The sequence below is a fragment of the Nonomuraea sp. NPDC050663 genome (genome assembly GCF_044456985.1).
Lineage (GTDB): Bacteria > Actinomycetota > Actinomycetes > Streptosporangiales > Streptosporangiaceae > Nonomuraea.
On the sequence record NZ_JBITGL010000009.1, the window covers coordinates 116634 to 141776 of the forward strand.

The 25143-nt window shown below is 73.4% G+C and carries 17 protein-coding genes; 6 read left to right on the plus strand and 11 right to left on the minus strand.

From position 1 onward, the window contains the following. Positions 1-24 precede the first annotated feature (24 nt). The 3 genes from ACIBH1_RS27815 to ACIBH1_RS27825 all read left to right on the plus strand — a co-directional run bounded on the left by ACIBH1_RS27815 (position 25) and on the right by ACIBH1_RS27825 (position 6501). Positions 25-2355 (plus strand): phosphatidylserine/phosphatidylglycerophosphate/cardiolipin synthase family protein, encoded by a 2331-nt coding sequence (locus ACIBH1_RS27815; RefSeq protein ID WP_397316882.1) that lies wholly within the window; start codon positions 25-27, stop codon positions 2353-2355. A gap of 44 nt (positions 2356-2399) precedes the next feature. Then, positions 2400-3551, plus strand: a complete 1152-nt coding sequence (locus tag ACIBH1_RS27820; RefSeq protein ID WP_397316883.1) for a M20/M25/M40 family metallo-hydrolase — start codon at positions 2400-2402, stop codon at positions 3549-3551. Between the two features lie 115 nt (positions 3552-3666). Continuing rightward, on the plus strand, positions 3667-6501 hold the full coding sequence (locus tag ACIBH1_RS27825; protein ID WP_397316884.1) for a PAS domain S-box protein: 2835 nt from the start codon (positions 3667-3669) through the stop codon (positions 6499-6501). A 105-nt stretch (positions 6502-6606) separates the two neighbouring features. On the opposite strand, the gene ACIBH1_RS27830 is transcribed toward ACIBH1_RS27825, so the two are convergent. Genes ACIBH1_RS27830 through ACIBH1_RS27840 form a run of 3 tightly spaced genes read right to left on the minus strand, consistent with a single transcriptional unit; the run spans position 6607 to position 8997 of the window. Further along, entirely contained in the window at positions 6607-6993 is a 387-nt protein-coding gene (locus ACIBH1_RS27830; RefSeq protein ID WP_397316885.1) for a VOC family protein, read from the minus strand. Next, positions 6990-7736, minus strand: coding sequence for an ArsR family transcriptional regulator (locus ACIBH1_RS27835; protein ID WP_397316886.1), 747 nt, complete (start codon positions 7734-7736; stop codon positions 6990-6992). Before ACIBH1_RS27835 ends, ACIBH1_RS27830 begins: the two co-directional genes overlap by 4 nt. Positions 7737-7770: 34 nt before the next feature. Then, the gene (locus ACIBH1_RS27840) at positions 7771-8997 is read right to left on the minus strand and encodes a sensor histidine kinase (protein WP_397316887.1); all 1227 of its coding nucleotides are present in this window, start codon (positions 8995-8997) and stop codon (positions 7771-7773) included. Between the two features lie 161 nt (positions 8998-9158). On the opposite strand from ACIBH1_RS27840, the gene ACIBH1_RS27845 reads away from it, so the two are divergent. Beyond that, complete coding sequence (locus ACIBH1_RS27845; protein WP_397316888.1) at positions 9159-10067, plus strand: carotenoid biosynthesis protein; 909 nt, start codon at positions 9159-9161, stop codon at positions 10065-10067. Here ACIBH1_RS27845 and ACIBH1_RS27850 read toward each other — a convergent pair. The 8 genes from ACIBH1_RS27850 to ACIBH1_RS27885 all read right to left on the minus strand — a co-directional run bounded on the left by ACIBH1_RS27850 (position 10006) and on the right by ACIBH1_RS27885 (position 22729). Next, complete coding sequence (locus ACIBH1_RS27850; RefSeq protein ID WP_397316889.1) at positions 10006-11733, minus strand: amino acid adenylation domain-containing protein; 1728 nt, start codon at positions 11731-11733, stop codon at positions 10006-10008. The two genes, ACIBH1_RS27845 and ACIBH1_RS27850, sit on opposite strands and share 62 nt — an antisense overlap. Further along, positions 11720-13360 (minus strand): acyl-CoA dehydrogenase family protein, encoded by a 1641-nt coding sequence (locus tag ACIBH1_RS27855; protein WP_397316890.1) that lies wholly within the window; start codon positions 13358-13360, stop codon positions 11720-11722. Before ACIBH1_RS27855 ends, ACIBH1_RS27850 begins: the two co-directional genes overlap by 14 nt. Beyond that, positions 13326-14057 carry a thioesterase II family protein gene (locus ACIBH1_RS27860; protein ID WP_397316891.1) on the minus strand — a complete coding sequence of 244 codons (732 nt, stop codon included), beginning with the start codon at positions 14055-14057 and terminating at the stop codon, positions 13326-13328. Before ACIBH1_RS27860 ends, ACIBH1_RS27855 begins: the two co-directional genes overlap by 35 nt. Further along, the gene (locus tag ACIBH1_RS27865; RefSeq protein ID WP_397316892.1) at positions 14054-16978 is read right to left on the minus strand and encodes a type I polyketide synthase; all 2925 of its coding nucleotides are present in this window, start codon (positions 16976-16978) and stop codon (positions 14054-14056) included. The genes ACIBH1_RS27860 and ACIBH1_RS27865 overlap by 4 nt, the downstream gene beginning before the upstream one ends. Continuing rightward, positions 16975-18192 carry an MFS transporter gene (locus ACIBH1_RS27870; protein WP_397316894.1) on the minus strand — a complete coding sequence of 406 codons (1218 nt, stop codon included), beginning with the start codon at positions 18190-18192 and terminating at the stop codon, positions 16975-16977. Before ACIBH1_RS27870 ends, ACIBH1_RS27865 begins: the two co-directional genes overlap by 4 nt. Before the next feature lies 1 nt (position 18193). Then, the gene (locus tag ACIBH1_RS27875; protein WP_397316895.1) at positions 18194-18415 is read right to left on the minus strand and encodes an MbtH family protein; all 222 of its coding nucleotides are present in this window, start codon (positions 18413-18415) and stop codon (positions 18194-18196) included. Continuing rightward, positions 18412-21528: an amino acid adenylation domain-containing protein gene (locus ACIBH1_RS27880; protein WP_397316896.1), complete on the minus strand. Its 3117-nt coding sequence runs from the start codon at positions 21526-21528 to the stop codon at positions 18412-18414. Before ACIBH1_RS27880 ends, ACIBH1_RS27875 begins: the two co-directional genes overlap by 4 nt. Before the next feature lie 205 nt (positions 21529-21733). Beyond that, complete coding sequence (locus ACIBH1_RS27885; protein WP_397317111.1) at positions 21734-22729, minus strand: LacI family DNA-binding transcriptional regulator; 996 nt, start codon at positions 22727-22729, stop codon at positions 21734-21736. 206 nt (positions 22730-22935) lie between these two features. Between ACIBH1_RS27885 and ACIBH1_RS27890 the strand changes: the two genes are divergently transcribed. Continuing rightward, a complete protein-coding gene (locus ACIBH1_RS27890) occupies positions 22936-24243 on the plus strand; it encodes an ABC transporter substrate-binding protein (protein WP_397316897.1) in 1308 nt (435 codons plus the stop codon). Next, entirely contained in the window at positions 24243-25133 is an 891-nt protein-coding gene (locus ACIBH1_RS27895) for a carbohydrate ABC transporter permease (protein WP_397316898.1), read from the plus strand. The genes ACIBH1_RS27890 and ACIBH1_RS27895 overlap by 1 nt, the downstream gene beginning before the upstream one ends. Positions 25134-25143 lie beyond the last annotated feature (10 nt).

Below are 25143 nucleotides of genomic sequence, written 5' to 3' on the forward strand. Positions count from 1 at the left end.
ACTCTCGTCGCGGAAAAGGTGAACATGCTCGCTCGTTTATGCGTGGCCCTGCTGTGCCTGGCCGGCCTCGCCGTACCCGCCCATGCCAAGAAGGCCGTCACGCCCTCCCTCGACGTGCTGTTCAGCCGGCCCTCCGTGAGCGGGGTGGCCGATCCGGCGCTGCAAATCGAGCTCATCGAGCTGATCGGCCGCGCCGTCCCCGGCTCCACGCTCGACATGGCGACCTACGTCCTGCACGACGTGGCCGTCAGGGACGCCGTCCTGGCCGCGCACGCGCGCGGCGTCGTGGTCCGGGTGGTGGCCGAGGGCAGCGAGCCGAACCAGGCCTACCTCGACGACCTGGCCGCCGTCCTGCCGCCGGGGAACGTCGTCAGGTGCGCCAACGGCTGCAACGGCCCGGTCACCGCCCAGGACGTCAGCCACCACAAGTTCTTCGTCTTCGGCGAGCTCGACGACGGCCGCCGCGACGTGGTCGTGCAGAGCTCCCAGAACCTCGACCGCTCCTTCGGGCTGAACCAGAACATGCTGATCAGCTCGGGCGACGCGGCCCTGGCCGACGGCTACCGTCAGGTGTTCGAGAGCCTGGCCGGGCAGGTCGTCACGGCCTACCAGGCGCCCTTCACCTCGGGGGACGGCCGGGTCACCGCCTGGATGCAGCCGCGTGACACCGCCTACGACGAGCAGGCCTACGGCAGCCCCGACCTGATCGCGGCGATGATCGAGGACGTGGCGTGCCCCGGCTCGATCAGGATCGTCCACTCCCAGTTCGCCACCGACCGCCCGCTGGTCATCGACGCGCTCGTCGCCAAGCGGCAGGCCGGTTGCACGGTCCAGGTGATGGTCCCCGAGGGCAACCAGACCGTCCCCGTCGCCCAGCGGCTGGCCGCGCACGGCATCGTCGTGCACACCTTCCGTCCGGGCGGCTGCCACGACCCCGCCGGCGGCAGTTGCGCGAACGGCGGAGTGCACTCGAAGATCCTGCTGGTCGACGGCCCGTCGAAGGCCGCGGGCGGTGCGGTCCGCCGATACGTCTACACCGGCTCGCACAACCTGAACAAGGGCTCGCTCATCGCCTCGGACGACTCCGTCGTGCGCGTCGACGACCCGGCGATCTACGCCGCCTACGACGCCGACTACCGGCGGATGATGGACGAGATGGTGAAGATCGTCCCGTCCGCCTATCCCGCCGCCGCGCTCCAGATGGCCGCCAACGGCCCGCAGGACCAGCGGGCGCCCAGGGCGGCGGTGACCCGCAACGGCTACACCGCCGTCACCTGGACCGAGGGCGGCAACGCCGTCTACGCCCGCATCTACCGCGACGGATCGCCCGTCACCGGGCCCGTCAAGGTCGACATGGGCGGCGTCGGCTGCGCCACCGGCTACCACCACGCCGACGGCGCGGTCGGCGTCGACGACGCCGGCAACGCCTACGTGGCCTGGGCCGAGGACGGCGACTGCCGCGGCGAGCACAACATCGCCGTGCGCCGCCTGTCGCCCGGCGGCACGCTGAGCGCCACCGTCTGGGCCAATGCCGGCCAGTGGACGGGCGACCAGGTACGGCCCCGCATCGCCGTACGGGGCACCGGTGCCTTCACCGTCGTCTGGGAGGACGGCGGAGCCGTGCGAGCGTCCGGCTACTCGTCTCTGACCACCCGCGTGTTCGGCCCGCTGCAGCTGGGCTCCGGCGTCAAGCCCGACGTGGCCGTCGACGGATCGGGCACGGCCACCGTCGTGTGGCAGGAGGGCACCCACTCGGTGTACGGCCTGCGCCTGGCGGCCGGCGGCACGGTGACCAAGGCGCGCACCCGCATCCACGAGAACGCCGCGACCCAGCACCTGGCGCCCGCGGTGGCCACCACCCCGGCGGGCGACAGCGTCGTGGTGTGGAGCGACAACGACGGCGGCGTGTGGCGTGTCCGGATGCGCGGGCTGACCGCGTCGTTCGGCGAGCGCTTCACGGAACAGCCCGTCTTCTACGGCCGCTTCGCGCTCGGCCAGCCTTCCGACCAGGCCCAGGAGTACCCGCCGCTGTGCCACAACGCGGGCTGCGCCGTCCAGGGGGTGCCGTCGGTGGCGGCCGACGCCACCGGCCGCTTCGTGGTCGGCTGGAACGAGACGGACCTGTGGAACTCCGCCCGCTCGCTGGAGGTCTACGCCAGGGGCTTCAACCCCGACGCCACCACGGCCGGGCGCCTGCCGGTCGTCCGGCTCAACCCGACCACCCTCGGCAGCCAGCGCGACACCGCGCTGACCGCGGGCCCGGCCGGGTTCACCCTGTTCTACAGCGACGACTTCGACGCGAACAACTACCTCGACATCGTCGCCCGCACGGGTTTCACCAACGACGGGTTCTGACGGCGGCGTTGTGACTCCTGCCCTCCCTGACGGATAGTCGGGGAGTGGAGGAGATCACCGTCGACCTGCTGCGGCAGCTCATCGTCCTGGACTCGGTCAATCCCGCTCTGGTCCCCGGCGGGGCGGGCGAGGCGGCCATCGCCGACCTGTGCGCGGGCTGGCTGGCCGCCCGCGGCTTCGACATCCACTGGCTGGAGCGGCGTCCCGGCCGTCCCTCCGTCGTCGCGATCGCGCGCGGCGCCGGGGGCGGCCGGTCGCTGATGCTCAACGGCCACCTCGACACCGTCACCCTGGCCGGCTACGACGGCGACCCGCTCTCGCCACGCATCGCCGACGGCTCCATCCACGGGCGCGGCGCCTTCGACATGAAGGGCGGCCTGGCCGCGATGATGGTCGCCGGAGCGCGCATGGCCGCCTCGGGGCAGTTGCGGGGCGACCTGATCCTGGCCTGCGTCGCCGACGAGGAGCACAACAGCCTGGGCACCGAGGAGGTGCTGGAGGGGTTCACCGCCGACGCCGCGATCGTCTGCGAACCGACCCACCTGGAGATCACCGTCGCGCACAAGGGCTTCGCCTGGTTCGACGTGGTCGTCGAGGGGCGCGCCGCCCACGGCTCGCGGCCCGACCTGGGCGTCGACGCGATCGCCAAGGCCGGTCACTTCCTCGTCGCGGTCGAGCGCTGGGCCGAGCGCCTGGCCGAGGGGCCCGCCCACGAGCGGCTCGGTCCCGGCAGCGTGCACGCCTCCCTCATCAGGGGCGGCGAGGAGGCCTCCAGCTATCCCGCCTCCTGCCGGATCACCGTGGAACGGCGGACCGTGCCGGGCGAGGACCCGCGTGCCGAGCTGGACGCCATCCTGTCCGACGTGGCCGAGACCGTGCCGGGCTTCGCCTGCCGCGTCGAGCCCGGGTTGCGGCGCGCGCCGTTCGAGGCCGACCCGGACTGGCCCATCGTCGGAGCCGTCCTCGGCCAGGCGTGGCGGGTGCTCGGGCGCGCTCCCGTGCTGCGCGCCGAGCCGTACTGGACGGACTGCGCCCTGCTCGACGCGGCGGGCATCCCGTGCCTGATGATCGGCGTGGACGGCGGGGGCGCGCACGCGGCGACCGAGTGGGCCACCCTGGAGTCGCTCGACCAGCTCACCGACATCCTCACGGCGACCATCGAAGAATGGTGTGTCGACGGCGATGCGGAAGCGTAGGGTGTGACTGTATGTGAATAGCGGCAAGCGGTGTGTTATGTGACGTGATTGGCTGATTGCCGCTTTTCGGGGACTTTGATGCGAGCTTGTAGTCGACGAGATCATGGTGAAGCCCGTGTCAGCACATTCGAGGCGTCCGGCCGAGCCGTACCTCTCCACGACGGCCACGCCGGGCTCCTCCGGGGCGGGAGGAGCATGGCTGCCGCCCGCCGCGCACCGGGTCGCGCACGCCCGGCGGCTGGCCCTGGCGGCGGCGCTCGGCGCGGCGGCGCTGGCCGTCCTGGCCCTGGCCGGGTGGGTGACCGGTGCTCTCGTGCTCACCAGCCTGGTCGCCGGGCAGGCCACGATGAAGCCCGACACCGCGGTGGGCCTCGGACTGCTCGCGGCCGGGCTGCTGGCCGCCGTCTCCCGCAGGGGCGGCCGGCGTACCAGGATCGCCGGCCTGGCCGGCGCGAGCGCCGCGACCGTGATCGGCGTGCTGGCCTTCCTGCGCTACCTGACCGGCGCCGAGCTCCTGGCCGACGATCTGTGGCGTGACCGCGCCGCCGCCCTGGGCGACTGGGCGCCCGCCGTGATGGCGCCCAACGTCGCGGTGGCGATGGCGCTGACGGGCGTCGCGCTGCTGTTGCTGCTGCGCAGGCGGCCCGGCTGGGCCCGCACCGCGCAGGCGTTCGGCCTGGTGGTGATGATGAGCGGGCTGGCCCGCCTGGTCGGCCTCGCCTACCGGGTGCCCGAACTCGAACGGTTCGGCCCCTACTCCGGCATGGCCTTACCCGCGGCGTTGTGCCTGCTCCTGCTCGGAGCTGGAACGTTCCTCGCCCGCCCCACCGAAGGCTGGACCGGGCTGCTGGCCGGCTCGGGCGGCACCGCCCTGATCGGACGCTGGCTCCTGGGCACCGCCGTGATCGTCCCCCCGATCCTCGGCTGGGTACGGCTCACCGGGCAGGACCTGGGCTGGTTCGACCCCCGCCTCGGCCTCGGACTGCTCGTCGCGGGCGACGTGTCGGCCTTCCTGATCGTGGGACTGGCGGTGCTGGGCATCGCCGCCAGGATCGAGGGGGAGCGGGCCAGGGCCCAGCACACCGTCCGCGAGCTGGTGTGGCTGCGCACCCTCATGGACCACACGCCCGCCGCGATCTACATGAAGGACCTGGCCGGGCGGTTCCTGGCGGTCAACGCCACCTTCGCCCGCATGATCGGCCGCGCTCCCGAGCAGATGATCGGGCTGACCGCCCACGACCTGCTGCCGCGTGCCACCGCCGACCGGCTGCGCGAGCACGACCTGCGCGCCCAGAGCGGGGGCCGGGCCATCCAGGCCGACACCGTCCTCCCGCTCGACGACGGCGTCCACGAGTTCCTCACCACGCTCGTGCCGCTCGCCGACTCCGCCGGCACGGCCTACGGCGTGTGCGGCATCGCCACCGACGTCACCGAGCGCGCCGCCGAGCAGCGCGAGCGCGACCGCCTCCAGCGCCGCTTCGCCGACCTGCTCGAAGCCGCCCCCGACGCCATGGTCATCGTCGACGGCCACGGGATGATCACCTTCGTCAACGCCCAGACGGAGACCTTGTTCGAGTACAGCCGCGACGAGCTGATCGGCGCCCCGGTCGAGATGCTCCTGCCGGCCGAGATCCGCGACACCCACCGGCGCCACCGGCGCTCCTACACCTCCCACCCGAGGATGCGGCCGATGGGCGCCGGCCGCCCGCTGCGCGGCAGGCGCAAGGACGGCAGCGCCTTCCCCGTCGAGATCAGCCTCTCGCCGCTGGAGACCGACAGCGGCGTGCTGATCTCCGCCGCCATCCGCGACATCACCACCCGCGAGCGCGCCGAGCAGCGCCTGGCGGAGCTGGCCGCCATGGTGGAGTCGAGCCAGGACGCCATCTTCGCCCAGACCCCCAACGGCATCGTCACCTTCTGGAACGCCGCCGCCACCCGCCTGTTCGGCTACACCTCCGACGAGATCATCGGCTGGCCCTGGACCCGGCTGGTGCCGTCCGACCGGCTGGAGGAGGCCAAGAGCCTGCTGACCCGGCTGCGCGCGGGCGAGCGCATCGACAACGTCGAGACCGTACGGCTGGCCAAGGGCGGCAGACCCGTCGAGGTCGAGCTGACGTTCTGGCCGCTGCTCGACGACGAGGGAGCGGTCACCGGCATCGTGGCCAGCTGCCGCGACATCAGCGCCCGCAAGCACCAGCAGGCCGCCCTGCACCAGCTCTACGAGCAGCAGCGGCACATCGCGCTCACGCTGCAGCGCAGCCTCATGACCCAGCCGCCCGACCTGCCCGGGCTGGCGACCGCCAGGCGCTACGTCCCGGCGACCGGCGGCGCGGGCGTCGGCGGCGACTGGTACGACCTCATCGCGCTGGAAGGCGGGCGCTACGGGGTGCTCATCGCCGACGTGATGGGCCGCGGGCTGGAGGCCGCCGCCGTGATGGGGCACCTGCGATCGGCGGCGCACGCCCTGGCCAAGACCGGGATGGAGCCGGAGCGGCTCATGGCGGCGCTCGACGACCTGACCTGCGACCTGCCCGAGCGGCTGGTGACGTGCTGCTACCTGGTGATCGACCCGGAGGCGGGCAAGCTGACGGCCTGCTCGGCCGGGCATCCGCCCGCGCTGCTGGCCGCGCCGGGCGAACCGGCCCGGCGGCTGGACCTGCCGGTCAACACGCCGCTCGGCCTGGGGCAGGGCGGCTACCGGCAGGCGGTGGTCGGCTATCCGCGCGACGCCCTGCTGGCGCTGTACACCGACGGGCTGATCGAGATCCCGCGCGTCGACCTGGACGCCAGGATCGACCTGCTGGCCGGGCACCTGCGGGCGGACGGGGGCGGGCTGGAGGAGGAGGCGGAGCGGCTGCTGTCCGCGCTGCTGCCCGACCCGGCGGCGCACGACGACGACGTCACGTTGCTCCTGCTCACCCTGCCCGCGGGCTCCTCGCCCCCCGAATGACCGCGCCGTACGGCAGGCGGGCGGAAGCAAGCGGTGGCTCGGCCGTACGCGTCGCGCCTGCCGTACGGCACGGCGGGCGGGAGCAGGCGCGCCGCATCGGGCGGGTCAGGAACGGGCGGCGGGCTGGAAGATCTCGACCAGGTTGCCCGCCGGGTCGGCGACGAGGACCTGGCTGCCTCCCGGCCCCGTGACCCGCTCGCTGCGGAAGGGCACCCCCGCCCCCTTCAACCGGTCGATCTCCGCGTCGAGATCCTCGACGAGCAGGTGGATGCGGTTGCGCCCGGCCACGGCGTGCTCGTCGGGCGTGGCGCGGGCGCCGGAGCTCGACGGCCCCGACAGCAGCAGCCGCAGCGGCCCCCGCACGACGTCGGCGAAGGCGGGCGCGGCGCTCATCCGCACCTCGAATCCCAGCCGCCCGGTGTAGAAGTCGACCGCAGCCTGGACGTCGTCGACGATGTAACGAACGCTCGCGAACTTCTCGTGCGCTGTCATGTCCGTACCTCCGATGGTGAGGCGAGCAGGACGGGCACGAGTTGCCCGACCCGGGCGTCGATCTCGGCGGCGACCTCGTCGAAGCCGCCCGTGCGCGCCGGATCCGGCACGCTCCAGTGCACCAGCCGCGGCCGGCCGTCGAACGCAGGGACGACCTCGCGCACCTTGTCGCACAGGCTGATCACGTAGTGGAAGCGGTGGCCGGCGACCTCGTCCAGGTGGCGCGGACGCCGTCCCCCGACGTCGATGCCGTACGTCCGGCGCAGCACGCCGGCGGCCCGCGGGTGCAGCTCGTCCTTGGGATGGCTGCCCGCGCTGGCCACCGGGGCGTGCCCGCCGGAGCGGTGGCGCAGCAGGGCCTCGGCGATGGGCGAGCGGGCGCTGTTGCCGGTGCACAGGAACAACACCGACGGCCATGCCCGCTCCTGCGGGGGAGCGGGCGGCGCGGCGAGCGCGGGATGGAGGGCGGGCCCGAGGGCTGCCAGCTCGCGCGCGCATCGCTCCAGTTCGAGGCGGTAGTAGCTGTCGCGCCCGTCGAAGCTGCTGCGGCGCGAGCCGACCAGCCCGCTGGAGCGCAGCAGCCGCAGATGGTAGGAGACCAGGTTCTGCGGCTCGCCCACCGCGGCGACCAGTTCGCGCACCCGGCGGTCGCCGCCGGCCAGTTCGGTCAGCAGCGCCCATCGCAGCGGGTGCGCCGCCATGCGCACCAGCAGCGGGACCTCGGGTCGGCCGCTCGACGCCATGCCATCCATATTACATCAAACAGGTTTGATGCAATCAGGCGGGCAGGGCGCTGCTGGGCGCGAGGGGCAGCCGCGCCCGCACCTCGAACCCGCCGCCCGGCAGCGGGCCCGCGTCGAGGTCGCCGCCCAGCAGCCGGCACCGCTCGCGCATCCCGACGATGCCGCGCCCGTCCGGCCCCGGCGCGACCCGGCCGGGAGCCGAGCGTCCCGCCACGGGCGCACGCACCGCAGGGCCCGCGTCGGTCACCCGCAGCTCCAGCACCTCCACGCCGGGGTTCAGCGCCACCGTCACGCGCGTCGGCCCCACGTGACGGATCACGTTGGTGATCGACTCCTGCACGATCCGGTAGGCGGCGCTGCCCACCGCGCTCGGCAGCGGCGCCACCGTCGGCGCCTCCTCGACCTCGATGTCGAGCCCCGCCTCGCGGGCCTCGGCGGCCAGCTCGTCGAGCTGCCCCAGACCCGGGTACGGCACGCGTCCCGCGCCGTCGTCGCGCAGCACCCCGAGGATGGCCCGCATCTCCCGCAGCGCCCGCGAGCTGGTCTGCTCGATGGTGCGCAGGGCCTCGCGCGCCACGTCGGGCCGTTTGTCGAGCACGTGCGCGGTGACCCCCGACTGCACGTTGATGATCGCGATCGCGTGGGCGACGGTGTCGTGGACCTCCCGCGCGATCCGCAGCCGTTCGGCGTCGACCCGCGCCCGCGCCTCCTCCTCGCGGGTGCGCTCGGCCAGCTCGGCGCGCAGCTGTGCCTCGGCTGCGATGACCCTCCTGGACCTGACCGACTCGCCGAGCGCCACGCTCATGACCGACGCGCCGATGCGGAAGAACACCCAGCCGACGGCGGCGCGCGGCTCGATGTCGGCCGCCGCGACCAGCCAGACGGCCGACAGCACGGTGACCGACGCCCCCGCCGTCACCAGCGACCTGTGCCCGTCGCCGTAGGCGGCCACGGTGTACAGGGCCACGAAGAGCGCCAGCCAGCCGGGACCGTCGGGGAAGTCGAGGCCGTAGTAGGCGACGCTGGCCAGCGCGGTGACGGCGAACACCGCCACCGGCAGGCGGCGCCGTACGGCCAGGGCCGCACCCGTCACGATCAGCAGGCCGTACCCTAGATTCCCGATGTCGCCCAGCGACCGCGACCCCACCTCGCCGGCGTTGCGCGTGATCGTGCCCTGGACCTGCATCGCGGTGACGAAGAGGGCGATCAGGGCGTCCTGCGCCGGCACCGGCAGGCGCAGCCAGGCGGTGCGGAGTCTCATGACGAGATCGTACGGTTTCGCGCGCGCGAAGGACTCCGCCCGGGCGCGTGCCCTCCTACGCCGAGGGGAGTAGCCGGGCCCGCGCCGGTTACGGAGAACTGCGTAGCGACCCGCGTCCGCTGCCGGAAGCCGTCAGGCGTACGGCGGAGCAGGATCGAACCGTGCATCCCCCGCAGACGATCGCCACCACCCGGCGCCCGGCGGACACCGGGCTCCTGTGGATCCTCACCGGCCTGGTCTTGGCCCTGCTGGTGGGCAGGACCTTCCTGCCCGCCGTCGGAGTGCCGCTGCTGCTGATCGCCCAGACGCTGTTCACCCTGCTGCACGGCGCGCGCAGGTACGGCTGGCCGGCCGTCACCGTGTTCGTCGTGGTCACGCTGGTGGTCAGCAACGCCCTGGAGAACCTCAGCATCCTGACCGGCTTCCCGTTCGGCGACTACCACTACACGCTCGGCCCCCAGGTGTTCCTGGTCCCGATCATGATCGGGCCCGCCTACGTGGCCACCGGCTACCTGGCGTGGAACGTCGCCACGCTGCTCGTCGGCGAGGTGCGCCGGGGCAGCGGCCTCCTGACCGTCGTGGGCACGCCCGTCGTGGCGTCGTTCGCCATGGTCGCCTGGGACCTGGCGATGGACCCCACCCTGTCCACCGTCCGCAAGCTGTGGATCTGGGAGGACGGCGGCGGGTTCTTCGGCGTGCCCCTCGTCAACTTCCTGGGCTGGTCGCTGACGACCTACCTGTTCCTGCAGCTGTTCGCCCTGTACCTGCGGCGGCGCGGCCCGGAGCCGGAACCGGCCGCCACCGCGCCCCACGTCCAGGCGCTCGTGCTGTACGCCGCGACCGCCGTGCCGTTCTTCCTGACCTACCTGATCGGCAAGCGCACCACCGTGACCGACGCCGCCGGCCACACCTGGCGCACCGCCGACATCTTCGAGACCTCGGCGCTGACCGCCCTCTACGGGATGGTCTTCATCGCGCTCCTGGGAGCCCTGGCCCTGGCCAGGCAGGTCACGAACGCCGCAGATAGTCGGCCAGTTCCGCGATCGTCGGATGGTCGAAGACCGCGCTGACCGGCATGCGCCTGCCCATGCTCCCGCGCAGGCGGGCGCTGAGCCGCCCGGCCAGCAGCGAGTGGCCGCCCAGCTCGAAGAAGTCGTCGTCGCGCCCGATCTCGTCCTTCTCGAACAGCTCGCGCCAGATCCTGGCCAGCTCCGTCTCCACCTCCCCTTCCGGGGCGGCGACCTCGACGGGGGCCTGGGCGGGCGCCGGGGCCGCCTCCGCCAGGGCGCGCAGGGCGGGGCGGTCGAGCTTGCCGTTGACGTTCAGCGGCAGGCTCTCGGCGCTCGCCCAGCGGTCGGGCATGAGGTAGGCGGGCAGCCGCTCGCGCAGCCCCTCGCGGACGCGGGCCGTCACGTCGTCGCCGGGAACGGCCGCCACCAGGTAGGCGACGAGCACCTTGCTCTCGGCGTCGGCGCCGACGGCCACCACGCCCGCGTCGCGCACCAGCGGATCCTGCCGCAGCGCCTCCTCGATCTCGACCGGCTCGACGCGGAATCCGCGCCGCTTGATCTGCTGGTCGGCCCGGCCGAGGAACTCCACGACCCCGTCCAGGCCCATCCTGGCCAGGTCGCCGGTGGCGTAGATGCGCTCGCCCGGCAGCCACGGGTCGGGCACGAAGCGCTGCGCGGTCAGCGCGGGGTCGTTCAGGTAGCCGCGGGCCAGGCCGCCGCCTCCCGCGTACAGGTGGCCGACCTCGGCGGGCAGGAAGTCGTCGTCGAGCACGCGCAGCCACGTGTCGTTGATCGCGGTGCCGATCGGCACCGGCGCGTCGGTCTCCACCATCGCGGGGGTGAGCACCTGGCAGGTGGTGAACGTCGTGACCTCCGTCGGGCCGTACGCGTTGACCAGCACGACGTCCGGCAGTTCGGCCAGCAGGCGCCTGGCGCGGCTCGGGGAGAGCACGTCGCCGCCGGTCAGCAGCTGCCGCAGCCCGGCCAGGTCGTCCAGGCACTCGTCGACCATCAGGTGGAACAGCCCGGTGGTGAGGAAGGCCGTGGTGACGCCCTGCTCGCGCATCAGCGCGCCGAGCTCGTGCGCGGACGGTCTGCCGGCCGGACCGATCACCAGCCGCGCGCCGTTGGCCAGCGCGCCCCAGATCTCGAACGTCGCCGCGTCGAAGCTCGTCGACGAGGCGTGCAGCACGCTCTCCCCGGCGTCGAGCGTGATGTAGCCGGGGTCGACGACGAGGCGGGTGATGCCCCGGTGCGTGATCGACGCGCCCTTGGGCACGCCGGTGGAGCCAGAGGTGAACATGATGTAGGCCAGGTTGTCCTGCCGTACGGCGGGCAGCGGGCCGTCCGCGGCGGGCCCGTCGGCCTCCACCAGCAGCGCGGGCGCCTCCAGCCGGGAGGCCAGCCCACCCGTCGTGACGACCACGGGGGCGCCGGTCGCCTCCAGCATCATCGCCAGCCGCGCCGCAGGATAGGCCGGGTCGAGCGGCACGTAGGCGCCGCCCGCCTTGAGCACGGCCAGGACGGCCAGCACGAACTCGGGCGAACGTTCCAGGAACACGCCGACGGGCGTGTCCGGTGTGACACCCGCCGCCATCAGGCGGCGCGCGAGCCGCTCGGCGCGGGCGTCGAGTTCGGCGTAGGACAGCACGGTGTCACCGTGCACGATCGCGTCGTCGTCGGGTGCTGCGGCCGCGTGCGCGGCCACCAGCTCATGCACTCGCATGGTCGATGAGGCCTTCCGTGAGAAGCGGGACGTCGATGGGGGAGCGGCCGGGCTCCGGGTGGTCCAGCTGCGACCAGAGCCCGGCCAGCCGGTGCCGGGATCCGGCGCACGAGATGTCGGCCAGCTCGGCCGTCTCGGGGTCGGCGGCGGCCAGTACCACCGCCATGGACAGCAGCTCGGCCGCGATCCGGCCGATGACCCGCAGGAGGCGCTGGCGGGCGAAGAGCTCCTCGCGCGAATGAGCCGCGGTCAGCCGCGCGCACACCTCGGCCAGCCGGCGCGCCTGCTCCTCGACGAACACCGCGCGCCCGCCGCCGGCCTGGGGAGCCGGTTCCATGTTCTCCCCGTAGAAGGCCGCCAGGGACGCCTCGGCCGACCACGCGTCGAGCATGAAGTCGACGCCGCCCGCCACCCGCAGCGCCCGCGCGTCGCGGAACAGCCGCTCCACCGGCAGTGGCGGCGCCCCGCGCCTGGCCTTGCTGGCCGCGCTCTCGTAGCCCTCCGCGCCCAGCAGCGACACCGTCCTGTCCACGGCCCTCCAGCACAGCCGGGAGGCCAGGTTCTTGACCACGGTCAGGTCGGGCCGGGTGTCGGCCCGGTCGCGCCCGAGCAGGGCCCAGCGCGACAGGCAGTCGATCGTGAACACGTCGGCCGCCGTGGCCGCCACGACCCGCCGGATCTCCTCGTACTCGCCCAGGCCCCGCCCGTCGATCACCCGGCGGGCGACGAAGTCGCGGGAGTACTGCAGGCAGCGCTGCGCGATCGCCAGCGCCGCAGGGACGATCACCAGGTGCCGCCCGAGCAGCGCCAGCCCCGCCAGGTCGGGGCCCGGTTCGGTCTGCTCGGACCCGTCACCGTCGGGGCGCATGCGCCAGCCGTCGCCGTCCTCCGGCATCAGCCACTCGGCCGGCACCCGGACCCGGTCCAGCCGCAGCGAGCCGATCGCCGCACCGCGCAGCCCCATGAACTCGTGCCGCCCCGTCACCTCGAAGCCGGGCGAGCGGGTGTCGACGAAGAACAGCCTCACCTCGCCGGTGCCCTCGACGGTCGCCGAGACGTCCACGAGGTCGGCCGTCGGGCCGTTGCCGATGAACACCTTCTCGCCGCTGATCAGGTAGGCCGCGCCGTCCTCGACCGGCACCGCGACGGTGGCGCGGGTGCGGTTGGCCGTGCCCGCGGGCTCGGCGTCGGCGCCGCCCGACACGATCCCGGCCGCCACCCGCTCGCAGATCATGTCCCGCAGCGGTCCCGGCGGCAGGACGCGCAGGTAGGAGCCCGAGCCGAAGCCGTTGCCCACCCCGAGCGTGAACGCGACCGCGCCCGACCACGACGCGCCCGCCCGCAGCACTTGGAAGGCCTCCGCGTCCGACAGGCCGAGGCCGCCCAGTTCGCGGTCGATCGTCAGCGCCAGGAAACCCTCCTCGCGCAGGGCCTTCAGCGCTGCCGGCGGCAGTTGCCCCGTGCGCTCGACCTCCTCGGGGTCGACCATCGCCCGCAGCAGGGCGGCCAGTTCCGCCACGGCGTCGGGCGCGGGCGGCAGGGCGGGGAAGGGGGTCAGCAGGTCCCAGCGGACGCGGCCCCGGTACAGCTCGTCAAGCACGCTCGGCGAGGAATCGCATGAGCTCATCGGATCGCTCCCTGAAGTAGAAGTGGCCGCCGGGAAACAGGCGCAGGTCGAAGGGGCCGGTGGTCAGGCTGTGCCAGGCGACCAGCCGGTCGGGCGACTCGGCGTCGTCCGCGCCGCCGACCACCGTGATCGGGCAGTCCAGCGGTAGGGCGGGCGCCGGGCGATAGCCGGCGACGATCGCCAGGTCGGCGCGGAGCCCGCCCAGCACCAGCGAACGCAGCTCGGCGTCCTCGCGCACCCCGTCGGGCAGCGGGCCGTACGCCCGTTCCACCGCCTCCACCAGGGCCGCGTCGTCGAGCTCGTGCACCGGCTCGCCCGGCCGGTGAAGGTACGGCGAGCCGTACGCGGACAGGATCAGCCGCTCGGGGCCCGGCAGGCCGCGTTCGCGCAGCAGCAACGCCGTCTCGTAGGCGACCAGCGCGCCGAGGCTGTGGCCGAACAGGGTGTAGGGCGGCTCGAACACGGCCTCGTCGACGACCGCCGCGACCAGCGCGGCCATCGAGCCGAACGCGGGCTCGGCCAGGCGCCCGCCCCTGCCGGGCGGTTGCACCCCCCACACCTCGGTGCCCGGTAACGCGTCCGACCAGCGCACGTACTCGCCCGCGGCCCCGCCGCTGTGCGGGAAGCAGTACAACCGGGAGGCGGCCCCTGGCCGCCTGCGTCTGCACAGCAGCCACCGGGATCGTGTCGTCGTCATGCCGCCTGTCCTTCCTCGATCAACCGGGCCAGCCGGTGCACGGTCGGCGCCAGGAACAGCGCCTTGGGGCTGAGCTCGATGCCGACCGAGCGGCGGATGAGCGAGACGACCTGCGTGGCGACGACGGAGTCGCCGCCCAGGTCGAAGAAGTCGTCGTGGGGGGTGAGCTCGCCGGGCTCCATGCCGAGGACCTCGCCGAAGGCCTCGGCCAGCGCCCGCTCCGTGCCCGCGCTATGGAAGGCGCCCGCAGAGGTGGGCTCGACGGCTTCGACGGGCACCTCCCGCGGCGTCGGCGCGGAGGCCGTCACCGGCGCGGGCGGCTCCAGGCGGAACCCGCGGCGCTCGAACGGGTAGCCGGGCAGCGGCACCCGCAGGCGGCGCTCGCCCTCGTGCAGCGCCGTCCAGTCCACCGCCACCCCGGCCTGCCACAACCGTCCGGTCGCCGCCAGCATCGTGGGGGCCGCGCCCGCCGGATCCCCCGGATGCGGCAGGCTCGGAACCGTGACGACGCCGGGCCCGGCGCCCGGGTGTTTGCGGGCCAGCGTCCCGAGCGTCCGCCCGGGCCCCAGCTCCAGCAGCACCCGCGACGAGCCGTCGAGCAGCGTGGTCAGCGCGTCGGCGAAACGCACCGTGTGGCGCAGGTGCCCGCTCCAGTACGCCGGGTCGCACGCCTGCTCGGCCGTGACCGGCAGTCCGGTCCGGTCGGAGATCCACGTGATCGACGGCGGCCGCAGTTCCGTGCGCGCCACCCGCTCCTCGAAGCGGGCCACGACCGGCTCGACCAGCCGCGAGTGGGCGGCGGCGCTGATGCGCAGCACCCGCGCGTCCACCCCGTCGGCGGCCAGCCGCTCGCGCAGCGAGGCGATGTCGGCGGCGGGCCCGGCCAGGACCGTCTGGTCGTGGCTGTTCACGGCGGCGACCGACAGCCGGTCACCGGCGAGGCGCACGACCTGCTCCTCGGGCAGCGGCACGGCGAGCATCGCGCCCTCGGCGAGCCGGCCGAGGAGCGTGCCCCGCTCCAGCACCAGGGCCAGGGCGTCGGCGGGGGAGAGCACCCCGGCGATCACGGCGGCCGCGTAGGCGCCGAGGCTGTGGCCCAGGACTACCTCGGGGACGACGCCCCTGGACTGCCACAGTCGCGCCGTGGCGTACTCCACCGCGAACAGGGCGGGCTGGCCGATGCGCATGGTCGCCATCTCGGCCGCCGCCTGCGGCGCCCCGCCGTACAGGATCTCGCGCAGGTCGAGGCCGAGCGACGGGCGGGCCAGGTCGGCGATCAGGTCCACCTCGGCGCGGAAGACGGGCTCCTGCTCGTAGAGGTCGCGGCCCATGCCGACGTGCTGGCCGCCCTGGCCGGGGAAGAGGAAGGCCACCCCGGGAGCGGCCGCGCCGTCGCCGAGCGCCAGGCCGGGGTCGCGCAGGGCCCGTACGGCCTGCGCCCGGTCGCCGGCCACGACGAAGGCCCGGTGGGCGAACGCCCGCCTGCCGGTCTGCAACGTCCAAGCCGCGTCCGCGAGGCCGACATCGGCGCCGTCCGCGTCCATGAGGCCCGCGGTCGCCCTCTCCGCGTCCGCCACGTCCCCCTCCGCGAGATGGGCGGCCAGGCGGGCGGCGGCGGTGCGGAGGGCGGCAGGGGCGCGGGCCGACAGCGGCAGGAGCTGCACGGGCCGGCCCGCCCCCGACTGCTCGGCGGCCGGCGCCTCCTCCAGGATCGCGTGCGCGTTGGTGCCGCCGATCCCCAGCGAGTTCACCCCCGCGCGGCGCGGCGCGGCGCCGCGCGGCCACGGCACCGGCTCGGCGCTGACCAGGAACGGACTGTCCTCGAGCCCCAGCTCCGGGTTGGGCGAGCGGAAGTGCAGAGTTCCCGGGATGAGCTCGTGCCGGAGCGCCAGTGCCGCCTTGATCAGCCCGACGACCCCTGCCGCCGCGTCGGTGTGGCCGATGTTGGTCTTCACCGAGCCGAGCACGCTGAAGCCCACCTGGCCGGTGCCCTCGGCGAACGCCTTGGCCAGCGCGCGCACCTCGATCGGGTCGCCCACCGGCGTGCCGGTGCCGTGCGCCTCGACGTACCCGATGGTGGCGGGGTCGACGTCGGCGACCACGTGGGCGGCACGCACGGCGGCGGCCTGCCCGGCGACGCTGGGCGCGGTGAAGCCCATCTTGCCCGAGCCGTCGTTGGTGACGGCGGTGCCGCGGATGACGGCGTAGATGTGGTCGCCGTCGTCGATCGCCTCGGGCAGGCGCTTGAGCACCACGATGCCCGCCCCGTCGCCGCCGACGGTGCCGGAGGCCCCGGCGTCGAAGGCGCGGCAGCGGCCGTCGGGTGACAGCACGCCCTCGTCGCCGAACTCGCCCGTGGGCGCGGGCACCCGTACGGTCACCCCGCCCGCGAGCGCCACGTCGCACTCGCCGGCCAGCAGCGCCTGGCCCGCGAGGTGGACGGCGACCAGCGAGGTGGAGCAGGCCGTCTGCACGGTCACGGCGGGGCCGGTCAGGCCCAGCTTGTAGGAGACGCGGCTGGTCAGGAAGTCGGCGCCGGCCGACAGCCGCAGCTGCCACTCCGAGACGCCGGGGAAGGAGGCGCGGTTGGCCATCAGGGTGCCGAAGTGGCCGGTGTCGCCGCCGCCCGCGTAGACGCCGATCGCGCCGGGACAGGTCGCCGGGTCGATCCCCGCGTCCTCCAGGGCGGCCCACGCGCACTCCAGGAAGACGCGGTGCTGCGGGTCGAGCATCAGGGCCTCGCGCGGCGAGTAGCCGAAGAAGGCGGCGTCGAAGCCGTCGGCCTCCTCGATGACGCCGTAGCCGGAGCCGCCCAGGGACTCCACGCCGTTCGACACGTTGTGCCAGAACCGCACCGTGTCGGGGGCGCCGGGGAAACGTCCCGCCATGCCGACGATGGCGAGGAACTCCTCCTGGTTCATACCGTCACCCCTTCCGGGTAGGCCCGGAGCGTGCGCACGGCCGACATCACGGGCGGGACGATGGACAGAGCGGTGATCGCGGCGGCCACCCACAACACCCCGCGCAGGCCGAGCGGCGCGACCAGCAGCCCGCCCAGGGCGGCGCCGAGCGGCACCATGCCCCACGTGACGAAGCGGAAGGTCGCGTTCATGCGCCCGAGCAGCCCGGGAGGCGTCGCCGTCTGGCAGAGCGTCACCTGGACCACGTTGAACAGCACGACGCCGAGGTAGACGACGAACAGCCCGCCGCCGAACAGGACGACCTCGCCCGACATGGGCAACATCGCGGCACCGGCCGCGAACAGCGCGATCGAACCGACGATCACCGGGCCGGGGCCGTACCGCTCGACCGCCTTGCCGGCCAGCAGCGCGCCGATCAGGCCGCCCGCGTTGCCGACGGCCAGCGCCAGGCCGATCACGCCCGCGCTCAGGTGCAGCACCTGGACCGCGTAGACCACCTGGAGCGCGAGCACCGCCGCGAAGGCCAGCTCGGCCGCGGCGGCCGACAGCATGAGCGGGCGCAGCAGCCGGTGACCGGCGACGAAGCGCAGGCCCTCGCCGATCTGCCGGCCCAGGCCGCCCTCGCCGGTGGGCTGCGGCGGCCTGCTCGGCTTGCCGATGCGCGTCAGGAACAGCGCCGAGGCGAGGTAGGTGAGCGAGTCGAGGGCGATGGCGACGGGCGCGGACAGGACCTGCACCAGCCCGCCGCCCAGGCCGGGACCGGCCAGCTGAGACAACGACCTGGAGGTCTCCAGCTTGGCGTTGCCGTCGGTGAGCTGCTCCTCGGTCACCAGGTCGGGCAGCCAGGACAGGTGGGCGACGTCGAAGAAGAGCGTGGCCAGGCCGATCAGGAACGCCACCCCGTACAGCAGGGGCATGGTCAGCATGTCCATGACGTACGCGAGCGGGACGACGGCCAGCGCGCCCGCCCTGATCAGGTCGGAGGCGATGAGCACGGGCCGGAGCGGCAGCCGCTCGACCCACGCGCCGACGGGCAGCCCCAGTAACAGGACGGGGACGAACTCGACGGCCGCCAGCAGGCTCACCTCCAGAGCGGAGCCGCCCAGCAGCAGCGCGGCCAGCGGGAAGGCGAGCAGGGTGACCTGGGTGCCGACCAGGCTCACCGACTGGGCCAGCCACAGGTTGCGGAAGTCTGCGTTGCGCCAGAGGCTCATGTCAGGCCTCCATCGCGGCGCGCAGGCTCGCGGGTCGCAGGTCGGTCCAGACCCGGGCGATGTGCGACAGGCAGTCGGCCTTGGGGCCGGTGAACCCGTCCGGGTTCCAGCCGGAGGGCACGGGCCGGTCGCCGGGCCACAGGGAGTACTGTCCCTCGTCGTTGAGGACGACCTGGTAGTCGCGGTCGTGGTCGAACATGGTGAAGCCTCTCTCGGTGGTCATCGGGTTTCCGTACGGCGGCGCCGGAGCCTGGCGCGGCCGGCGCGCAGCCCTTCGCCGGAAGCGGGGGCCGGGGCGGCGTCGTGGCGGGGTGCGTCGAGCGCCGCGGCGAGGGCGGAGATCGTGGGGTGCTCGTAGAGGGTGACCAGCGGGATCGTCCCGCCGAGCCGTTCCTTGAGCCCGGCGTGCACCGTGGCCAGGGAGAACGACGTGCCGCCCAGGTCGAAGAAGTTGTCGTGCACGCCGATCGGGTCCAGGTCGAGCGCCCGCGACCAGAGCCCGGCCAGCAGCCGCTCCAGCTCGGTGCGGGGCGGCGTGACCGGCCGGTCGTGGTCCAGCCTGGGCGCGGGCAGCGCGCGGCGGTCGAGCTTGCCGCCCGCCGTGGTGGGCAGCTCGGCCAGCGGGGTCAGGACGGTCGGCACCAGGTGCGCGGGGAGCCGCTGCGCCAGGTAGTCGCGCAGCCCGGCGGGGACGGCGGGCGCCACGTAGGCGACCAGCCTGCCCTCCCACGCGGCCACGGCCGCCCGCGCCACGGCCGGGTGACCGTGCAGCGCGGCCTCGACCTCGGCCGGTTCGATGCGGTGGCCGTGCACCTTGAGCTGCTCGTCGGCGCGGCCCAGGAGTTCGAGCGTGCCGTCGGCCAGCCATCGGGCGCGGTCGCCCGTGCGGTGCAGCCGCGCGCCTGGCTCGCCGTACGGGTCGGGGACGAACCGGTCGGCGGTGAGGTCGGGGCGGCCGAGGTAGCCGCGGGCCAGCCCGGCGCCGCCGATGTAGAGCTCGCCGGTGACGCCGGGCGCGACGGGCTCCAGCTCGCCGTCGAGCACCAGGGCGCGCAGACCGGGGAGCGGCTTCCCGACTGGAACGTTCCAGTCGCCGGGTCGGACCTGGTGGGCGAGGGCGGTGATGGTCGTCTCGGTCAGGCCGTAGGCGTTGACGAGCGGGATGGGCACCCGCCGGGCCCAGCGGGCCACCGCGGCGGCGTCGACGCTCTCGCTGCCGATGACGACCAGGCGAAGGCCGGGCACGTCGTGGCCGACGGTGGCGGCCCACTCCTGCCAGTAGCCGGAGGGCAGGTTCGCCACGGTCACCCGGTGGGCGGCGAGGAAGGAGGTCAGGGCCGCAGGCGCCGGCACCGGGTCCGGGCACAGGACCACGCAGGCCCCCGCCAGCCAGGTCGGGTAGAGCTCCTCGGCGGCGACGTCGAAGACCGGGTTGGTGAACTGCAGGACCCGGTCGTCCGCGGTGAGCCCGAAGCGGTCGCGGATGGCCTGTGCGTGGTTGGCCAGCGCGCCGTGGGTGACGCCGACGCCCTTGGGCTCGCCGGTCGAGCCGGAGGTGAAGATCGTGTACGCGAGGGCGGCGGGATGCACCGACTTTGGAACGCTCCAAATCACATCGTCATCCATCGCCCCCGGCACGTCGATCACCGTGCGGGCACGGGCGGCCTCCAGCAGTGCCTGCCGCCTGGCGGCCGGGTGCGACGGATCGAGCGGCAGGTAGGCGGCGCCCGACCTCAGCACCCCGAGCATCGCGCAGGCGTAGTCGAGCCCGCGCGGCAGGCAGATGCCGACCACGTCCTCGGGACCCACGCCCTGGGCCCGCAGCCCGGCGGCCACCCGGGCGGAGCGCCGGTTCAGCTCGGCGTAGGTGAGCACGACGCCCTCCGCCTCGACGGCGGGGGCGCCCGGCGTGCGCAGCGCCTGCTCGGCGAAGAGCTCGGCCACGCTCCTTGTGTCGGGATAGGGCCCGGAGGTCGTGCTCCAGCCGCCGGTGACCGCGGTCCGCTCGGCGTCGTCGAGCACCGGCAGCAGCCGGATCGGCGTCTCGGGGGCCTCGACGGCCGCCCGCGCGAGCCGGACGAACCGCTCGGCCAGCCGCTCGATCGTCTCGGGCTCGAACAGCTCGGCGCTGTAGTTGACCGCGACGTCGAAGTCCTCGCCCACCCCCTTGTTGATCATGAAGTCCAGGTCGAACTTCGCCGTCGGGGTAGGCAGCATCGACACCTCGGCGGCCAGCCCGGCGAACCGCGGCTCGGCCAGCCTCCTGCCGTCGAAGGTCAGCATCGCCTGGACCAGCGGCGTCCTGGACGGGTCGCGCGGCAGCCGCAGCCCGTCGACGAGCGCCTCGAACGGGGTGTCCTGGTGGCCGAGAACCTCCAGCAACGCCCCGCGCACCCTGCGCACGACCTCGACGAAGGCCGGGTCGCCCGACAGGTCGACCCGCAGCGGCAACGTCGTGACGAACAGGCCGATCACCGGCTCCAGGTCGGGGTCGAGCCGCCCGGAGAAGGGCGTGCCGACCAGCAGCTTCCGCTGCCCCGACAACCGGCCGAGCAGGACGGCGTAGACGGCCGTCAGCACGGCGAAGGAGGTGGTCCTGACGCTCCTGGCCAGCGTGCCCATCTCCGTGATCAGCTGCTCGGGCAGGGTGAAGGCGTGCGTGCCGCCCGCCGTCCCGCGCACGGCCGGCCGCCGGTGGTCCGTGGGCAGGTCGAGCGAGGTGGGGGCGCCGGCCAGGTGGTCGCGCCACCAGTCGATCTCCTCGGGGTCCACCGGCATCTCCCGCTCGCGGGCCGCGTGCTCGGTGTACGGCAGGGCGCGCACCGCCTGCGTGGCCCGGCCGGAATAGCGGTCGGCGAGCTCGTCGAACAGCAGGTGCATCGACTGGCCGTCGCACACGATGTGGTGCAGCACCACGACGAGCAGATGGTCGTCGTGGCCGAGCCGCAGCAGCCGGGCCCTGATCAGCGGCCCCCGCTCGAGGTCGAAGGGCTCGGCCGCCCACCCGTCGGCCAGTTCGGGCGCGCCCTCCACCAGGGCAAGGCCGACGGCGAGCTCCGGCAGCACCTCCTGGTACGGCTCGCCCTGATGGGTGGGGAAGACGGTGCGCAGCGTCTCGTGCGCGGCCACGACCCCGGCCAGCGCCTCGCGCATGGCCTCGACGTCGAGCGGGCCGCGCAGCCGTACGGCGAAGGGCACGTTGTATTGCGGGCTGCCTGGGTGCAGCCGGTCCAGCAGCCACAAGCCGCGCTGGGCATAGGTGAGCGGCGGCCGCTCCTGCGTGTGATGCGCCTGGCTCGTCGAGCCGGACACCCGGCGGACACATTCGTCGGGCATGGAAACGGAACTCCTCGATCTAGGGGATGTGCGCATCGTGGCGGCGACGCTGCGTCGTGCGACCCGCAAGAGGTATCCCGCGACGCTTGCAGGCCGGTTAAAGGCGACATGTGTCCCGCATGCAGGGGAGATGGCGACGCGTGTTATGACCTGGCTGACCGGCGGGCCGCGGCGACGATGAAGAGCACCCCGGCGCGTGGGCGGCTCAGCGGCCGGGCGCCGGGCCGGTGCTGTCGCGAGCCACCAGGGTGGAGCGCAGCAGTTGCAGCGAATTGACCGGTCGTCTGCCGTCACGGACGGCCCGCAGCAGCAGCTCGATCGCCTGCCTGGCCATCTCGCGTCCCGGCGCGGCGACCGTGGTGAGGGCGGGGTGCGTGTGCCGCACCTCCTCGATGTCGTCGTGGCCCACGATCGACAGCTCGCCCGGCACCGAGCGCCCGGAGAGCCGGGCGGCCTCCAAGGCGCCGAGGGCGATGGTGTCGTAGGTCGCGAAGATCGCGGTGAGCCCGGGGTCGGCGGCCAGCGCGGACCGGGCGGCGGTGAAGCCGCCGAAGACCGTGGGCTCGGGCGGGGTGAAGATCGCCGCGGGGGGCACGGTGAGCCCGTCGCGGGCGAAGGCGCGCACGAAGCCGTCGATGCGGCCGGCGTGCACCGGGCTCGACAGGATCGCCACCCGCTCGTGGCCCAGGTCGCGAAGGTGGCGCCCGGCCAGGTAGCCGGCCTGCTCGTAGTCGAGGGTGATCACCGGCAGCGTGTCGGGGACCTCGGTCTCCCACGCGCACAGCGCCACCGGGAAGCGGGCGTCGGCCAGCAGCGGCAGGTGGTCGTTGAGCCCGTTGTCGCCCGCGATCAGCAGCGCGTCGACCGACCGGCTCGACAGGCTCGCGAAGTGCCTGCGCGCGCGCTCGGAGTCCTGGCGGGTGGTGCACAGCAGCAGGTGGTAGCCGTGCTCCTCCAGGACGTTCTCCGCCTCCTCGACGACGGTCGCGTAGAAGGCGCTGGTCACCGTGGGCACGAGCAGGCCGACGGTCGTCGTGGTGCCGGTGGCCAGCGATCGGGCGACGATGTTGGGCGTGTAGCCGAGTTCGGCGATGGCGGCGCGCACCTTCGCGGCGGTGGCGGGGCTGACCCGCACGCGGCCCGTGACCACGTTGGACACCGTCTGCTTGGTGACGCCCGCGCGCTCGGCGACCTCCCGCATCGTGACCACGCTCGCCTCCTCGGTTGATCGGTCAAACGACAGGAGCGTGATCAGCCTAGGCCATGAGGGCTGGAATGCGCATTCCTGAGCTGTAATCGAGGCTGTTGGTCACAAAGCTGCATCATCATCTTGTTTGACCGGTAAAAGCTGGCCTACAGTCCGGGCAGCCGTGACACCCCCCACGAGAAGACAGGCGGTACCACTCCATGAGCCCCATCTCCTCTCGTCTCGCCGCCGGCGCCCTGGTCCTCGGACTGGTCACCGCCTGCGGCGGCGACCCTGCCCCGCAGGGAGCCACGAAGGAACTCGTCTACTGGTCCATGTGGAAGCAGGGCGAACCCCAGCAGGTCGCCCTCCAGGCGGCGATCGAGCGGTTCACCAAGGACACCGGCATCAAGGTCAGCGTCGAATGGGCCGGCCGCGACGTCGTCAAGCAGAAGCTGCCCGCCGCGCTGACCACCTCCAAGGTGCCCGACGTCGTCGACCAGTCCGACGACACCATCCGGCCGTTCATGGTCACGCCGGGCGTGGCGCGCGGCCTGGCCAAGGTCTACGAGGCCGACGTGCCGGGCGAGCCGGGCAAGAAGGTCAAGGACGTCATCCCCGCCAAGTACACCCAGAGCCCCGCGCTCAAGCTGGCCTCCGGCGAGCCGTACATGGTGCCCTACAGCGTCGCCGGCATCGGGCTCTTCTACGACGCCGCCGCGCTGCCCGAGGTGGCCGCCGCGCCGCCCAAGGACTGGGCCTCCTTCACGGCGCTGCTCGACAAGCTGAAGGCCGCGGGCACGATGGCGCCGATCACGGCGGACGGCGAGCAGTACTGGTCCGACTCCTACTGGATGAACTACTACCTCTACCGCACCATCGGCGCCGACGGCCTCAGGGCCGTGGCCGAGGACCGCACCGGCCAGGCCTGGAAGAAGCCCGAGGTGCTGGCGGCCGCCCAGCAGATCGAGAAGTTCGCCAGGCAGGGCTACCTGCTCAAGGGCTATGACGCCAGCAAGTACCCCGAGCAGCAGAAGAACTGGGCGCAGAACAAGGCCGCCTTCATGATCATGGGATCGTGGCTGCCCGGCGAGGTGGGCACCTACGCCAAGCCCGGCTTCAAGCCCGTCTCGATGCCCTTCCCCGAGGTCGGCGGACCTGCCCAGGGCGAGGAGGTCGTGCAGTTCGGCTTCGCGATGCCCACCAAGGCGAAGAACGTCGAGGCGGGCGAACGTTTCATCGCCTACCTCACGAACAAGACCTTCGCCGACGACCTCGCCAAGACCGCCTCGGTGCTCTCGCCGCGCGAGGACGCGGCCGTGCCCGAGGCGCTGGCCGGGCTGAAGAAGCAGCTCGACGGCGTCGCGGCGACCTACCCGTTCGCGGCGGGCCTGAGCGTGCCCGGCTGGGCCGACAAGGTCTACTACTCCACGCTGGGCGAGCTGTTCAACGGCAAGCTCACCGCCCAGGAGTTCGTCGACAAGATCGCCGGCGTGCAGGCCGAGTTCTGGAAGAACCAGGGCAACTGATGATCTCCAGGTCCCGGCAGCGCGCGTTCGTCCCCATGGTCGCCCCGGCCTTCGCCTTCCTGCTGACGTTCGTCCTCGGACCGGCCCTCTACGCGGTCTGGATCAGCCTGCAGGAGACCGCGGGGTACGGCGAGGCGAGGTTCGTCGGCCTGCGCAACTACGTGCGCCTGGTGGGGGACCCGATCTTCCACCAGGCCCTGCTGAACACCCTGAAGCTGCTCGTGATCGCGGGAGGGGCGACCTTCCTCATCGGCTTCGCGCTGACGATGGTGCTCAGGGAGATGCGCGGCAGGCTCGTCGCGCGCAACGTGCTGTTCTTCCCCAACATCGTCAGCGCGCTGGTCCCGGCGATCGTGGCGGGCTTCCTGTTCAACCCCGACGGCCTGGTCAACACGATCCTGCGCGGCGTGTTCGGCGTCGAGGACCCGCCCAAGTGGCTGTCGGTCGACAACACCTTCGCCCTCATCATGATCGTCGCGATCTGGGCGGCCGTCGGCTACTACACCACCATCATCATGGCTGCCGTCGACCGCATCCCCCGCTACTTCTACGAGGACTGCGCCCTCATGGGAGCCAACGCCTGGCAGCGCATGCGGCACGTCACGATCCCGCTCAGCTGGGACGTCTTCAGCGTCTGCGCCCTGCTGTGGACCATCAGCTCGATCAAGGTGTTCGAGCTGGTCCTGGTCTTCGGCGGCGGCACCGCGGGCATGCCGCCGAACAAGACCTGGACCGTCGCGCTGTACAGCTACGCCGCCACCTACGGCGGCAGCGGCTCGCCGCCCCAGCTCGGGATGACCGCCGCCAGCGCCCTGTTCAGCCTCCTCATCGCGGCCCTGATCGTGCTGCTGCTGCGGCGCGCCCTCGACCGTGAAGCCATCCAGTTCTAGAAGGGGAGCC